Origin of the sequence: Rhizobium sp. LCM 4573 (assembly GCF_001854865.1) — a bacterium.
In the GTDB taxonomy this organism is placed as follows: Bacteria; Pseudomonadota; Alphaproteobacteria; order Rhizobiales; family Rhizobiaceae; genus Neorhizobium.
This window is the reverse complement of sequence record NZ_MDDW01000013.1, coordinates 17,880-32,082: the sequence shown is the minus strand read 5'-3', so window position 1 is coordinate 32,082 and position 14,203 is coordinate 17,880. Positions and strand designations below refer to the sequence as shown.

The 14,203-nt window shown below is 62.0% G+C and carries 14 protein-coding genes; 1 reads left to right on the top strand and 13 read right to left on the bottom strand.

Features of this window, described 5'->3' with window-relative positions; all coding sequences use genetic code 11:
- Nucleotides 1–11 precede the first annotated feature (11 nt).
- From guaA to LCM4573_RS16555, 12 genes are all read right to left on the bottom strand, one after another.
- Complete coding sequence (guaA, locus tag LCM4573_RS16610; RefSeq protein ID WP_071007503.1) at nucleotides 12–1,589, bottom strand: glutamine-hydrolyzing GMP synthase; 1,578 nt, start codon at nucleotides 1,587–1,589, stop codon at nucleotides 12–14.
- A 40-nt stretch (nucleotides 1,590–1,629) separates the two neighbouring features.
- Nucleotides 1,630–2,283 carry a 5'-methylthioadenosine/S-adenosylhomocysteine nucleosidase gene (locus LCM4573_RS16605; protein ID WP_071007502.1) on the bottom strand — a complete coding sequence of 218 codons (654 nt, stop codon included), beginning with the start codon at nucleotides 2,281–2,283 and terminating at the stop codon, nucleotides 1,630–1,632.
- Nucleotides 2,280–2,729, bottom strand: coding sequence for a PaaI family thioesterase (locus LCM4573_RS16600; RefSeq protein ID WP_071007501.1), 450 nt, complete (start codon nucleotides 2,727–2,729; stop codon nucleotides 2,280–2,282). The genes LCM4573_RS16605 and LCM4573_RS16600 overlap by 4 nt, the downstream gene beginning before the upstream one ends.
- Nucleotides 2,730–2,810: 81 nt before the next feature.
- Complete coding sequence (locus tag LCM4573_RS16595; RefSeq protein ID WP_071007500.1) at nucleotides 2,811–3,896, bottom strand: DUF1513 domain-containing protein; 1,086 nt, start codon at nucleotides 3,894–3,896, stop codon at nucleotides 2,811–2,813.
- 6 nt (nucleotides 3,897–3,902) lie between these two features.
- Complete coding sequence (locus LCM4573_RS16590; protein ID WP_071007499.1) at nucleotides 3,903–5,006, bottom strand: imelysin family protein; 1,104 nt, start codon at nucleotides 5,004–5,006, stop codon at nucleotides 3,903–3,905.
- A complete protein-coding gene (locus tag LCM4573_RS16585; RefSeq protein ID WP_083347490.1) occupies nucleotides 5,006–6,544 on the bottom strand; it encodes a di-heme oxidoredictase family protein in 1,539 nt (512 codons plus the stop codon). The genes LCM4573_RS16590 and LCM4573_RS16585 overlap by 1 nt, the downstream gene beginning before the upstream one ends.
- A 49-nt stretch (nucleotides 6,545–6,593) precedes the next feature.
- Nucleotides 6,594–7,871 carry an imelysin family protein gene (locus LCM4573_RS16580; RefSeq protein ID WP_071007498.1) on the bottom strand — a complete coding sequence of 426 codons (1,278 nt, stop codon included), beginning with the start codon at nucleotides 7,869–7,871 and terminating at the stop codon, nucleotides 6,594–6,596.
- A 130-nt stretch (nucleotides 7,872–8,001) separates the two neighbouring features.
- Entirely contained in the window at nucleotides 8,002–9,291 is a 1,290-nt protein-coding gene (locus tag LCM4573_RS16575) for an RsmB/NOP family class I SAM-dependent RNA methyltransferase (protein ID WP_071007497.1), read from the bottom strand.
- Between the two features lie 88 nt (nucleotides 9,292–9,379).
- Nucleotides 9,380–9,742, bottom strand: coding sequence for a septal ring lytic transglycosylase RlpA family protein (locus LCM4573_RS16570; RefSeq protein WP_071007496.1), 363 nt, complete (start codon nucleotides 9,740–9,742; stop codon nucleotides 9,380–9,382).
- Nucleotides 9,743–10,122: 380 nt separating this feature from the next.
- Complete coding sequence (locus LCM4573_RS16565) at nucleotides 10,123–10,995, bottom strand: SDR family oxidoreductase (RefSeq protein ID WP_071007632.1); 873 nt, start codon at nucleotides 10,993–10,995, stop codon at nucleotides 10,123–10,125.
- Complete coding sequence (gene queG, locus LCM4573_RS16560) at nucleotides 10,995–12,179, bottom strand: tRNA epoxyqueuosine(34) reductase QueG (RefSeq protein WP_071007495.1); 1,185 nt, start codon at nucleotides 12,177–12,179, stop codon at nucleotides 10,995–10,997. The genes LCM4573_RS16565 and queG overlap by 1 nt, the downstream gene beginning before the upstream one ends.
- On the bottom strand, nucleotides 12,160–12,852 hold the full coding sequence (locus tag LCM4573_RS16555; protein ID WP_071007494.1) for a glutathione S-transferase family protein: 693 nt from the start codon (nucleotides 12,850–12,852) through the stop codon (nucleotides 12,160–12,162). The genes queG and LCM4573_RS16555 overlap by 20 nt, the downstream gene beginning before the upstream one ends.
- Nucleotides 12,853–13,191: 339 nt before the next feature.
- Here LCM4573_RS16555 and LCM4573_RS16550 point away from each other — a divergent pair, with 339 nt between their 5' ends.
- Nucleotides 13,192–13,998, top strand: a complete 807-nt coding sequence (locus tag LCM4573_RS16550; RefSeq protein WP_071007493.1) for an undecaprenyl-diphosphate phosphatase — start codon at nucleotides 13,192–13,194, stop codon at nucleotides 13,996–13,998.
- A 9-nt stretch (nucleotides 13,999–14,007) separates the two neighbouring features.
- On the opposite strand, the gene LCM4573_RS28325 is transcribed toward LCM4573_RS16550, so the two are convergent.
- Entirely contained in the window at nucleotides 14,008–14,172 is a 165-nt protein-coding gene (locus tag LCM4573_RS28325) for a hypothetical protein (RefSeq protein WP_198539742.1), read from the bottom strand.
- Nucleotides 14,173–14,203 lie beyond the last annotated feature (31 nt).

Sequence of the window (14,203 nt, the reverse complement as noted above, 5' to 3'; positions counted from 1 at the left end):
GGGCAGGCGCGTCATTCCCACTCGATCGTGCCGGGCGGCTTGGAGGTCACATCGTAGACGACGCGGTTGATGCCGCGCACCTCATTGATGATGCGGGTCGCGGTCCGGCCGAGGAAATTCATGTCGTAGGGATAGAAATCCGCGGTCWTGCCATCGACCGAGGTGACGGCTCGCAACGCGCAGACGAAGTCGTAGGTGCGGTAATCACCCATGACACCGACTGTCTGCACCGGCAGCAVCACGGCGAATGCCTGCCAGATCGTGTCGTAGAGGCCGGCTTTGCGGATTTCATCCAGATAAATGGCGTCCGCCTTGCGCAGGATGTCGAGCTTCTCGCGCGTCACGCCGCCAGGGCAGCGGATGGCAAGCCCCGGACCCGGGAAGGGGTGGCGGCCGATGAACTGGTCGGGAAGGCCGAGCTCGCGGCCGAGCGCGCGAACCTCGTCCTTGAAGAGTTCGCGAAGCGGCTCCACGAGCTTCATGTTCATGCGCTCGGGCAGGCCGCCGACATTGTGGTGGCTCTTGATGGTGACCGAAGGTCCGCCGGAAAAGGAGACGCTTTCGATGACGTCGGGATAAAGCGTGCCCTGGGCGAGGAAGGCCGGCGCCCCCTTGCCGTCCTCGGCGATCTTGTTGGCTTCCGCTTCGAAGACCTCGATGAACAGGCGGCCGATCGTCTTGCGCTTCACTTCCGGGTCGGAGACGCCGGCAAGCTCGGTCAGAAACAGGTCGGAAGCATCCACATGCACGAGGGGGATGTTGTAGTTGTCGCGGAACATCTTCACGACTTCTTCCGCCTCGTTCATCCGCATCAGGCCGTGATCGACGAAGATGCAGGTGAGCTGGTCGCCGATCGCCTCGTGGATGAGCACGGCCGCGACGGAAGAATCGACGCCGCCGGAAAGACCGCAGATCACCCGTTCGCTGCCGACTTGCTCGCGGATCTTGCGGATCATCTCGGCGCGGTAGGCGGACATCGTCCAGTCCGACTTCAGGCCCACGATCTTGTGCACGAAATTGGAAAGAAGCTTCGCGCCATCCGGCGTATGCACCACTTCCGGATGGAACATGGTGGAATAGTAGTGGCGGCTCTCGTCCGCTGCGATCGCGAAGGGCGCGTTTTCGGAGGTGGCGATCACTTCGAAGCCTTCCGGCAGCTTCGTCACGCGGTCGCCATGGCTCATCCAGACCGGATAGCGCTTTCCGGCTTCCCAGAAGCCATCGAAGAGCGGGCTTGCCGCCCTGATCTCCACGTCGGCGCGGCCGAACTCCGCCGCATGCCCGCCTTCGACCTCGCCGCCGAGCTGCAGGCAGAGCGTCTGCTGGCCGTAGCAAATGCCGAGGATCGGCACGCCGCTGTCGAACACTGCCTGCGGCGCCCTTGGGCTGCCTTCGGCCGTCACCGAGGCCGGCCCGCCGGAAAAGATCACGCCCTTCGGCTGCAGCTTATCGAAGGCTTCGGCTGCGTTCTGGAAGGGATGGATTTCGCAGTAGACGCCGGATTCGCGGATGCGGCGCGCAATCAGCTGCGTCACCTGGCTGCCGAAATCGATGATGAGGATGCTGTCGGGATGGGCTATCTGGGTCATGGCGAGCCTTTAAAGAAAACTTGCATTTCTTGCAACTGTCTCAGAGGGCCAAATCGCCGCTTTCCAGCGCCTCCGTCAGGCGATCGACGGCTTCTGCCAGTTTCCCGTCTATCACATGCAGGTATTCGGTCCAGTCGCCGACATGCTTGAGCTCTTCCTTCCCGTCGGAGATGCCGCGCAGACCAATGAGTGGAATGCCGAAGAGCTGGCAGCAGCGCAGCACCGCGAAGGTTTCCATGTCCACCATGTCGGCTTCGATGAGATCGTAGGCGGTGCCCGAGACGATGTTGGCGCCCGTCGAAAGCGAGGCTTCCGGAATGCCGGGAATGCGTATCGGCAGCGAGATGATGGCAGGGTGATCGAGAAAAGGCGTGCGGCCCTTCTCGAAGCCGAGCGGCGAGGCGTCCATATCGCGATAGGCGACGGAGGAGACCTGATAGATTTCGGTCTGCTCGAGGCTGCGTGAGCCGGCGGAGCCGAGCGAGACGATCAGATCGGGAAGTCTTGCCGCCGCTTCCAGTTTTGTCAGCTCGCAGGCAAGCGTGGCCGCCGCCTCCACCGGCCCGACGCCGGTCATCAGCGGCTTGATGCGGGTCTTGAGCGTGGGCCCGTATTCCGCGTCCACCGCCATGACGAAGAGAATGGAGCTGTCGCCGACCCGTTTCAGCTCGCTTGGGAAAGAGGAAGCTGTCATCCGATGAGATCCTGTCTGCCGCGGATCGCCATCATCGTCCCGGTCATGGAAGCGATCAGCTTTGCCGGGCCGTCGCTGATTGCATAGGCCCGTCCGTCGGCGACGATGATGGTGGAACCCGGCTTGGTGATTTCGCCGCGGAAAAGAAAGCGCTCGCCGCGCCCCGGCGACATCAGGTTCACCTTGAACTCGATGGTGAGAAGGGAAACGTCCGGCGCGATCGTCGTATAGGCGGCATAGGTGCAGGCGGCGTCGAGAGCGGCCGAAATCACGCCCGCATGCAGCAGGCCGTGCTGCTGCGTAAGCTTGGGGTCGAAAGGCAGTTCGATCTCGACCATCGCGGGTTCGACGCGTGTCAGTTCCGCGCCGAGCATCGTCATCGCTCCTTGGCGGCCAAAGCTCAGCTGCACGCGCTCGCGGAAATCGCCGGTATCCGTTCCGTCCATCCTCTCATCCTTTCGCAGGTGCGAAAACTGGCATGCCGGAAGGGCTTGGGCAAGCCGTTAAAGAACCGGTTCGGAAGAAGATCAGGAGCTTATCCGCACGATATGCTGGTCCCAGGCGACTTCGCTGCGGGTCTCGTTGAACCGGCCGTCATAGGAGGAGACGGCAATACCATGCGCGGCAGGAGCGACACCGGCGGCATCCCGCACGATTTCCTCGCTCACTACCCTGCCGGTGCGGGCGTCGAGCGTCACGGCGGTTCCACCGACGGGCGAGGTGAGGCCGACAAGGCCCTGGCGGCGGTTGACTGCGATCGCTCCTACGTAATTGCCGAGCCGGATCGTGGTTTCCTCCGGCAGCGAAATGAAGGAAAGATCCTCGCCCTTGGCGAACCAGCCGGCAAGCGGCGGCAGCTCGTTGCGCGCGCCCTCCCACTGGCAGGCGAACCAGATGCGGCCGTCATCGGCGATATCGAGGTGACGTGTGGAGAGCTGGCGAAGCGGGGAGGGCAGGCCGTGCCGCTGAACGAGCGCGCCGGTCCTGGCATCGAGCAGCACCAGCGATGGCTCCATACGGTCGAGGTTGAGCTTGGTGCGCCCGAAATCCGGATGCGTTTCGATCCCCCCATTGGCGATGACCAGCATCGTCCCGTCATCCGAAACGGTCATGTCATGGGTGCCGATGCCATGGGCATCGAACTCGCCGATGCGGCGGAAGCGATCTCGGACATCGTAGATGCCGATCATGCCGCGATTGCCGTCGAAATCGTTCTCGCTTGTGTAGAGCAGCGCGCCGTCCGGCGAAAAATGCCCGTGACCGTAGAAATGCCGGCCTTCCGGCGCGCTGACGATGACGGGTTCCGTTTGCCGCGACGGATCGAATATCATGGCGAAGGTGCCGGGCCGTCGGGCAAAAGCCACCACTCGGCCGGCCGCAGCGCTATAGGCCATCCCATGGGCGCGCGCGGGAAGGGCAGTCCGGTCGATGATCTCGCCCCGTTCGGAAACCGTAGCGATGCCGAAGGAACCATCAGGCGCCTTGAAGCCGGCGGCATAGACCGCATCGGCGCATTCGAGCGCCATCAGGGAGCGTGGCGAAAGCGCGGCGGTGAAGGCAAGGCCAGCCGCCTTCAGAAACTCGCGCCGGTCCAGTGCTTCCCCCCGCCACATGGTTTTCTAGTCCCCGTCCGAAAAGGAGAAGCCGGAGGTGAGACCGATCGCGCTGCCATAGCTATCGTTGAGTCGGGTGATGAGATCGCGGCCGTTCAGCAGCAGAAAGTCGAGCTTCTGACGTTCGGCCTGGTCGGTGACGGCCTTTTCGACATCCGGATCGATGGTGCCGGCCACCCGGATCATCGATTTCATGACGAAGTCGATCGAAGAGACGATGGAGCGTTCATCTTCGTTGAGCAGATCGGCCATGCCGGAACTCTTCATCAGCGCATCCAGTCCTTCCAGATTGCCTTTCACCATGGTCCAGGTATTTGCGGATCGCCAGAAGAGAGCCTGCCGCGGAAATTTGGCGCTGTCGGGCCCCTTGTAGAAGGWCTCGATGCGCTGGTCCCGCACGGCTTCGGCGCCGTGGACGAGAATGCCGAGAAGTGCTGTGATTGCCTCCCGCCGGTCGCGGAAGACGGGATTATCCGGCCCCGGATGCTTCCAGGCCTGCTGAATTCCGTCGGGCTTGTCCCAGAGATCGGCAAGCTCCTTGGCGAGATTTTCGACATTGCGGGCGACCGCCGCGCCATAGTGGCAACGGAATCCGTCTTTCTCCGCCGCCAGCGTTTCGGAACCGGTACCGAAGAGCAGGTACTCCAATGCGCCGAGCCCCTGCATGGCGACGCTCTTGCTGGCCAGCGTTTCAACGGAGGTGGCGCTTTCGTCCGGTTTCGCGAGAATGGCCTGCACCTGTTTGAGACCCGTGCTCTTGCGATCGGGATAGAAAAGGATGCGTTCAAAGCGGTTTCGCTCGATCACCGGCCCTACCCGCACGACCTCGATGCGCGCCCAGCTTCTGGCCGTCTCGACGAAAGCTGATTTGGCCGCTTCATAGGTCTCGGGAGAGGGTACGCCGCAAAGCGTACCCATCGCCGTCACCAGTCGTCCCGATGCCGAATGGAAGTCCCGATAGCCTGGCCGGATGAAACCATCGACCGCGGCCGTCATGACCGTGCTGACACCCTCGTCCGTCAGCRCCACCGGGCCTGAAGGATTGGCATCCTGTGCAAGAGCGCTGAGGGGGAGGAGTGCCATCAGACCGGCGGCAAGCAGTTTACGCATCAGAGCGACTCCAGGAATTTGATGAGGGCGGCGCGATCATCCTTGGGAAGTGCGGCAAAGGCATCCCGCGCCTTCTGGGCCTCGCCGCCATGCCAGAGAATGGCCTCGGTAAGGTTTTGCGCCCGCCCGTCATGCAGGAAGAAGGTATGGCCGTTGACGGTCCGGGTCAGTCCGATGCCCCAGAGCGGCTGCGTGCGCCATTCGCGGCCGTCCGCCACGCCTACCTGCTGGCTGTCGGCAAGGCCCTCGCCCATGTCGTGCAGCAGAAAGTCCGAATAGGGCCAGATGAGTTGGAAGGAATGCGCTTTGTTTTCCGCATCGCGGCGGGTCACGAATTTCGGCGTGTGACAGGAGGTGCAGCCCGCCTGATAGAACATTTCCTTGCCGCGCAGCACCGCCGGATCGTCGATATCCCGCCGGGCGGGAACGGCAAGATTTTCCGAATAGAAGGTAACGAGGCCAAGCACCGGGTCGGGTGCTTCCGTATCGCCGAGCCGCGCCTGCACGCCGTTCGGCATGGCCAGGCATTCCGTCTGCGCCTGCGTGCAATCCCCGTAGCTGTTGGGGTGATCCGGCGTCGAAATGCCGAGATCGCCGGCAAAGGCGGAAGCGCTCTGATCGCGGATTGAGGCATTCTGTGCCTTGAAACCGAAGCGGCCGAGTTTCAGCTCGTCGGTCCGATGATCGCGGACGATGGCCGGTTTGCCTGAAATGCCGTTACGATCGACATCGTCCGGATCGGCTTTTGCGAGGATATCGGCTTCGTGGATCGCCTGAATGAGACCCATGCCGATCATCGGTGGTGAAACGCGCGGCGAAAGTGTCACGTCGGCCTCAAGCGGGCCATAGGCGAGATCGGAAACCGAATAGGTCGGCTTGCGCAGCGAAACCACCTCGCCGTCGCCGAGCGCGACCGGGATTTCCTTGTAGGAAATTTGCATCCTGCCTTCGGACTTCAGGCCGGGAACCGCGGCATCCTGGAGCTGCTCGCCATAGGTCGCATCCGCGAAATTGAGCTTTTCATGACTGGCGACTGCGCGTTTCTCTTCCTCGGTTCGCGCCGGCCGCGCCAGCCTCAGGAACATAGAGGTCGCGTCCGTCGAGCCCTCCGGCGGGTGCCCGCGCCCATCCTTCAGATGGCAGCTCTGGCAGGCCCGCGCGTTGAAGAGCGGCCCCAGGCCGTCGGAGGCCTGGGTGGAAGAGGGAGAGGAAACCCAGAGCTTGGTGAAGAGCGCATTGCCCAGCTTGAAGGTCTCTTCCTCGGCGAAGGTGAGATTGGCGGAGGAATGCGAGAAAGCGTCGCCGTTGACGATCGCCTTGCTGGTCGCAGCACCCGCCGACATCCTCTCGAACTGCTCGGATTTGGAAAAATCCGAGGCTGGGCGCGTCACGCTCTCGACCCGCTTGCGGTCCTTCGGGTTGAGATCGGTACGTTCGGTGGGAAAAAGCGCCTCTCCGCCGCCGGCGACAAGCGGCGCGAACAAGAGAACGCCCGAAAGAACGGGCAACAGGAACAGTGCGGCTTTGGGCGTTCTCATGATTCATCAGGTCGCGGCACTTCATGATGCCGCGACCGGCCTCTTCATCTCATTGGAAAACGGCGTCGGGATTGTCGAGGCTGTCGGAGCCTTCAAGCGTCACGGTGCCGAGCTCCAGCGAAGCGATGACGCGCTCGATTGACCGGGTCTGGTCTATCAGCCCGTCGATCGCCTTCTGCACTACGGCATTGYCCTCGGCATTCCCTTCGCCGATCATCTGGTCATAGGCCTCGATCTTCTGAGCGCGGTCGGCCATGGCGTTCATGGCATCTAGCGTGGCGTCGAGCTTGCCCTTCACCTCGGTGTCGAGTGCGGCATCCTTGGCCGCAACGAGCTCCGAAAGCGAAGGGCCGGTGAGCTTCGTGCCGTCGACCCGGACATATTCGCCGGTATAGGCCGACTTGATGCCGATCGCGTCATTGAGATGCGAGGCATAGGTATTGTCCGAGAAGCAGTCATGCTCCTCTTCCGGATCGTGCAGCAGCAGGCCGAGCTTCATTCGCTCGCCGGCAAGCTCGCCATAGGAGAGGGAACCCATGCCGGTCAGGATCGCGGTGACGCCGGCCTTGGGATCGGCTTCCACTTCCTTCGTGGCCTCGCCCTCCGGCGCCCAGGCCGCAACCATCTCCTCCAGATCGGAGACGAGCAGCGTGGAGGCAGCTTTCAAATAGGCGGCGCGGCGGTCGCAGTTTCCGTTGGTGCAATTGGCCTTGTCGTAGTCGGTATAGGCCCGGTTGCCCGCGCCCGGACCGGTGCCGTTGAGGTCCTGCCCCCAGAGCAGGAACTCGATGGCATGATAACCGGTCGCGACATTGGCCTCGATCTCGCCGGCCTCGTGCAGGCTGCGGATGAGCTCGGGCGTGATGTTGGTGGCGTCGATTTCTTCCCCGTTGATCGTCACCTTGGGGTTGGCAATGACGTTGGCGGTGTAAAGTGCGTTCTCGTCGCTTTCGGTGCCGTAGGAGGCGTCGACATAATCGATCAGGCCTTCATCGAGCGGCCAGGCATTCACCTTGCCTTCCCATTCGTCGACCATCGGATTGCCGAAACGGTAGACTTCCGTCTGCTGATAGGGAATGCGTGCGGCGATCCAGGCAGTCCGCGCAGCCTTCAGCGTTTCCTCGCTCGGTTTTGCCAGGAAGGCGTCGATCGCGGCATCGAGGGCCTTGGCGGTCGTCAGCGAATCTTCGTATTTTGCATACGCCAGTTCGGCATAATGCTTCACGACGGCGGCGGCATCGGTTGCCGCCTGCGCAGGCGCGACGGTGAACGCCGCCGAGGCGGCGAGCAGCGCCATTGCGGCGCCGAGAACGGTCTTGCGGATCATTGTCCCTCTCCTTCGCAGCGGAAATCTTCGCTGCTCGGGCATGTCATCGCGCAAATGCAAACTGGTGTCAAACGATCTAGTTTAGAACATCTTGAAGGAAGAAAGTATATTCTGTTCCCCTCGTATTGGTTCAAACCTTGCGTTGCATGCGGCAAAAGAAAAAGCCGTCTGTATCGGTACTTGCGGGAGTGAGTGTAACGGTGCGCCCGTCTTTCGAGCGTGGCGTCGGGGCGCTCTTGCCGAAGATTTCCTCCCAGGTCTCGAGCGCCGGCATGATGGAGAAGTCCGGGTTCTCGGCGCAGAAGCGGGAGACTTGAGAGTCGTTTTCCTCCGGCAGGATCGAGCAGGTGACATAAAGAAGCGCGCCGCCGGGTTTCACGAAAGCTGCGGCTTCCGAAAGCGCCTCCTGTTGTTGCGCGCTGCGCTCTTCGAGGTTCTTCGCCGTCAGCCGCCATTTCGTGTCCGGCCGGCGCCGCCAGGTGCCCGTGCCCGTGCAGGGCGCGTCGACGAGAACCGCGTTCAGCTTGCCTTTCAAGGCTTCGASCTGCCGCGGATCGTCATGCACTTGCACATTGCGGGTGCCGGCGCGCCGCAGCCGCTCGATGATCGGCGCCAGCCGCTTGCGGTCGGCGTCATAGGCATGGATCTGGCCTTTGTTGCCCATGGCCGCCGAGAGCGCCAGTGTCTTGCCGCCCCCGCCGGCGCAATAATCCAGCACCTGGTCGTGCTCGCCGGGATGCACCAGGTCGGCGACGATCTGTGATCCCTCGTCCTGAACTTCGAACCAGCCTTTCTGAAATGAAAGCTCGGCGGTCACGTTCGGCAGCCGGGACGCGCCTTCGCCGGCAGCGATCCGGATGCCGTTCCGGGCGATGCGGGAAGGTTTCGCACCGGCACGTTCCAACGCTTTTACGACCTTCTCACGGGATGCCTTCAGCGTATTGGCCCTGAGATCGAGTGTGGGGCGTTCGGCCAGCGACTTTGCCTCCGCCAGCCAGTCCTCACCGAAATTGGCTTCGAGAGACGGCTGAATCCAGTCGGGGATATCTCCCTGCACATGAAGCGGCGCGTCTTCGAGCTTGCGGGAGGCGAGGGCCTCAAGGTTCGCCTCGGCAAGTACCGGCGGCGCGAAGCGGTCATCGGCGAATTCGGCGGCGAGRCTTTCCGGCGTCATGCCCCACTGTCGGATGAGGACCGCATAGGCGAGCGCGACAGGGCCGTCGTCATCCATAAGCCAGGCATGCGAAAGCCGCATGCGGAGCGCGTCATAGACGATATTGCCGATCGCGGCACGATCGCCGGAACCGGCAAAACGATGCGCCAGGCCCCAATCCTTGAGCGCGTCGGCGACCGGCCGTTTGCGCGCTTCTATATCCGCCAGAACCTCGATGGCTCCGGCCATTCGCCCGCCCAGTCGCATGTTTTTCTCCGTCTCGGTTRTACCCGTATGGTGAGGGTCCTAACCGCGATCGGGCTTCCGGGCAAGGGCCAAGCCGGTTTCGGCGGGATCAGCCGATGATCTGATAGCAGACCTGCGCGGTGCCGGAGCTCACCATGCCGATGTTCTGGGCGGCAGCCCTGGAAACGTCGATGACCCGGCCCCTGATGAACGGACCGCGGTCGTTGATGCGTACCACGACGCTCCTGCCGTTACGCTTGTTGGTGACCTTGACCTTGGTCCCAAAAGGCAGCGAGCGGTGCGCCGCCGTGAGCTTGGCGGGGTTCATCCGTTCGCCCGAGGYGGTCTTGGAGGTGAGCGCATACCAGGAGGCGTGTCCGCATCCGGGCGCAGTCTTTGCCTGTGCGGAGCCATGAAGCGAGAAAGCAGCAATGGCGGCCGCAGCGAAAATCCAGCGTGGGGTTGTATTCACGTTTGTCGTCCCGTCCGATCGTCCCTGCACGTTGCGTGCAATTGGCTGGAATCCGGCCAAAAATGGCAAAAAAGAGGGATGGCTGATCACGCAATGTTACGATCTGTAACATTTGTGACTCAATCGCAGGCTGTATTTCTCGGGAAGCCGGCTAAGTAATAAGGGAAGAAAACATTTAAAAACAGGGAGAAAGCGGAAAAGAATTCCCGCTTCTCCGTCGCTATGCCAATGTTCACGAAATCAGACGAAAAAAATTTTTGCAGAGCGCTATGTCGCTGCCAAAATCAGGGCATTTTCTGGATCACTTGCCACGGATATTAAGAAAGAATGACCGAGAGACGCTGAGTGGAAGGAAATTCCATCCTGTTATCGCTAGGAATTTATGCCTTCCAGCGACCTGAATCCCACATTTCGGCGAGCGACATACGATAGTTTGGAAAACGGAATTCGAACCCTGCGGCGCGGAGCTTCGCATTCGAGACCCGCTTGTTGGCCCCGTAGAAGGAGCGGGCCATCGGCGTCATCTCGGCGGTCTCGTAATCCTGCTCCGGCGGGGGGGCCGTGCCCATCAAGCGGGCGGCTTCGACGATCACGTCCTGCGGCGGGCCCGGCTCGTCGTCGGTGACGTTATAGATACCGCCGAGCTTGCGCTCTGCGAGAAAGAGCGTGGCCCCGGCAATATCCTCAACCCGGATGCGGTTGAAGACTTGGTCCTTCTTGATGATCCGCCGCGCCGTGCCGCGCGCGAGATTGACGAAAGCATTGCGGCCCGGCCCATAGATGCCGGCAAGCCGAAGGCGGGCTACGGGCACATGAACCGCGTCCCCTTCCGCCGCCCAGGCTTCCTCGGTGTCGACCCGTTCGATCGACCGGCCCTGGATGGGGCTGCCGGGCGTTTCCTCCGTCACCCAACCGCCGCCATGGTCGCCATAGACCCCGACGGTCGAGAGATAGCCGATCCATTCGAGCTTCGGGCAAAGCGCTCCAAGCCGTCCTGTCATCAGTTTCAGCAGCGGATCGCCTGTGCCGCCGGGTGGGATCGATTGCACCAGATGCGTTACCTCGGCGAACTCGCCCGCAAGCTCATCGCCAAATGCGCTGCCGTCGAAGATGAAAGGCTTGATGCCGCATTTTGCAAGTTTCTCGGCACTTTCCGGCGTGCGCACGGTTCCCGAGACGCTTGCTCCAGCGGATTTGAAAGCCTCCGCGATTGCCTGCCCCGAATAGCCGCAGCCGAAGATCATCACCCGCATCATGCCGCTCCCGCCATTCGCCATTCTTCCAGCACCTCCGTGTCCGTCTCGCGGGCGCGCATCTCCGCGAACCGTGCGAATTCCTCAAGTGTCATCAGCCGCTTCAACGCCCAGACCGCCATGCCCCGGACCACGGAGGAGGGATCGCCGGCCAGCGTCCGGCATTGATCGATCAGGCTTCTGTCTCCGGAATTGCCGGCCGCGATCAGCACATTACGGATGAACCTGTCCCGGCCGATGCGTTTCACCGGCGAACCGCTGAAGAAGCTGCGAAAGGCGGCGTCGTCCAGCGTCAGCAGAAAGGCGATCGACGGCTCCTTCAGGTCGTCGCGCGCCTTCAGCTTCATCTCGGAAGCGCTGGCCGCGAACTTGTTCCATGGACAGGCCGCCAGACAATCGTCGCAGCCGTAGATGCGGTTGCCGATGAGAGGCCGGAATTCCGGATCGATCGGCCCCTTGTGCTCGATCGTGAGATAGGAGATGCAGCGCCGCGCATCCAGCCGGTATGGGGCCGGAAATGCGGTTGTCGGGCAGGCGTCGAGGCAGGCGCGGCAGGAGCCGCAATGGTCGATCTCCGGCGCGTCGATGACAAGCTCGGCGGTGGTGAACAGGCTGCCGAGGAATATCCAGGAGCCATGCGTGCGGCTGACGAGATTGGTATGCTTGCCCTGCCAGCCGAGGCCGGCGGCTTCCGCCAGCGGCTTTTCCATGACCGGCGCCGTATCCACGAAAACCTTAACATCCTCGCCCGCCCGCGCCGCAAAGCGGGTGGCGATCTCCTTCAGCCGCCCCTTGATGACGTCGTGATAGTCGCGGTTGCGGGCATAGACGGAAATCGCGGCCTTTTCCGGCTTGTCGAGAAGTTCCCGCGGGTCCTCGTCCGGGCCGTAGTTGAGGCCGAACACGACGACGGAGCGTACCTCCGGCCACAGCGCCTTCGGCTCGCCGCGGCGCTCGCGCGTTTCGGCCATCCATTCCATCGTACCGTGATGGCCGTCGTCGAGAAATGTCTTCAGGCGGCCAGGCGCGTGCGGAATGCTGCCCGGATGCGTGATCCGACAGAGATCGAAGCCCTGCGCGGTCGCCTCCGCCTTGATGAAGGCGGTCAGCTTTTCGCGTCTGCGGGCCTCCTTTTCCGGCGCCTGCTCGCTTGGTCTTGTCCTGTCAGAAATCGAGGTCCGCATAATGGGATACCGGCGTTAGGCCGCGAATGCGCTCGGCAAGCAGCGGCCGGAAGGATGGGCGGGATTTGAGCCGCTGATACCATTCCTTGGCGATCGGCGTCTCCGACCAGTCGATCTCACCCATATAGTCTAGCACGGAAATCGAAGCAGCGGCCGCGAGATCAGCATAACTGAGGCGGTCGCCCGCAAGCCAGGGACGCGATCCCGCAAGCCAGGAAAGATATTTCATGTGCTGGCGGATATTGGCGCGCGAGGTGCGAAGCACTTTCGAATCCGGAGCGCCTCCGCCCTGTGCCGCCGTCATCTGCAGCTTGTAGACCCGCTCGCGGGTGAGCGGCCGGGTAACGTCGCTCTCCATCTTCTGCAGAAACCATTCGGTCAGCCGGCGGATTTCCGCGCGCTGCCAGGGATCTTCGGCCAGCAGCCGCCGGTCGCGTTTCAGAACTCCGTGCGTCTCGTCCAGGAATTCCATCAGCACGGCCGGCCCGCAAAGAACCCGCATGCTGTCGTCCACATAGACGGGTAGCGTGGCGGCCGGGTTGAGCGTCAGGAACTCGCGCCGCCTTTCCCAGGGCTGCTCCTCGATCAGGTCCACCTGAAAACCGTATTCCGACAAAATGAGCCGGACGAACCGGGAGGCGGAAGACATGGGATGGTGATAGAGCGTGGGCATCGTTACTGGCGCTTTGCGATTATTGTACTAAAAGACGGACTGCTGGGTCGCGCACCCGCTGACATATTGCAGCTATATGGGTTTGATAGGGGCGAGGCAAGCAAGCCAAATTGCTTCATGTTCCCGAACCTCTCGCGGTTATATGGAAACAGTTCTTATGGCACAAACGGCAAGGGGTGCGGGAAACCGAATCACATCGCTGGGACCGGGGATGATTTCGCCATTTTTTTCGGCTTTCGTCCCGCGGCTTTCACCTGTGTCACGCTCCGACTCTCAACCGAACCCTTTTATTACAGCGTTTCATCCGTCTCCGAATAAGCTCCAAGCAAAGGATCAAGAATGCCCGATCAGTCGATCATCAGCGCCCTCGTTCTCGGACTGATCGAGGGGTTGACGGAGTTCATACCGGTTTCTTCCACGGCTCACGTGCTTCTCGCCGGCCATTTTCTCGGCTTTCAGTCTCCAGGCAACACTTTCGCGGTGTTGATCCAGCTCGGCGCCATCCTGGCCATCCTGCTCGTCTACTTTCAGAAGCTGATGTCGATCGCACTCTCCTTGCCGACAAGCACCCAATCCCGCCGCTTCGTGGCGACGGTTCTCGCCGGCTTCCTGCCGGCCGCCGTGATCGGCGCCCTCGCGCATGATTTCATCAAGACCGTGCTCTTTGAAACGCCGATATTGATCTGCGTCGTGCTGATCCTCGGCGGCATCGTGCTGCTCGCCGTCGACCGCATAAAGTTCCAGCCGAAATATCACAACGTGATGGATTATCCGGTCTCGCTCGCCTTGAAGATCGGTCTTTGCCAGTGCGTAGCGATGATCCCCGGTACGTCGCGTTCGGGCGCGACCATTGTCGGCGCGCTGCTGCTGGGTGCCGACAAGCGTTCCGCGGCCGAGTTCTCCTTCTTCCTGGCCATGCCGACCATGCTCGGGGCCTTCACGCTGGACCTCTACAAGAACCGTTCGGCGTTGAGCTTCGATGACAGCGCTGTGATTGCGATCGGCTTCATCGCCGCCTTCGTCACGGCTCTTCTTGTGGTGCGTTCTCTCCTCGATTTCGTCTCCAGCCGCGGTTACGCTCCGTTTGCCTGGTGGCGCATCCTGGTCGGCGTGGTGGGGCTCGCCGCCCTTCTGCTGATCGGCTAGTCCGGTAGTTCAGTGGTGATCGCCGCCGCGATAGAAGAAGAAGTCGTATCCGGCCATGGCGACGGTGACCGCGAACAGGACCGTTAGATCCGCGCGCGGTACCCGCCACAGGAAAACGCCAAGAAAGCCGCAGAGCAGCAGGAATGCGAGAAGGGCAAGTATTCGGTCCTGCATCTCAATCTCCCATAACAGCAAGGTAGGTCGA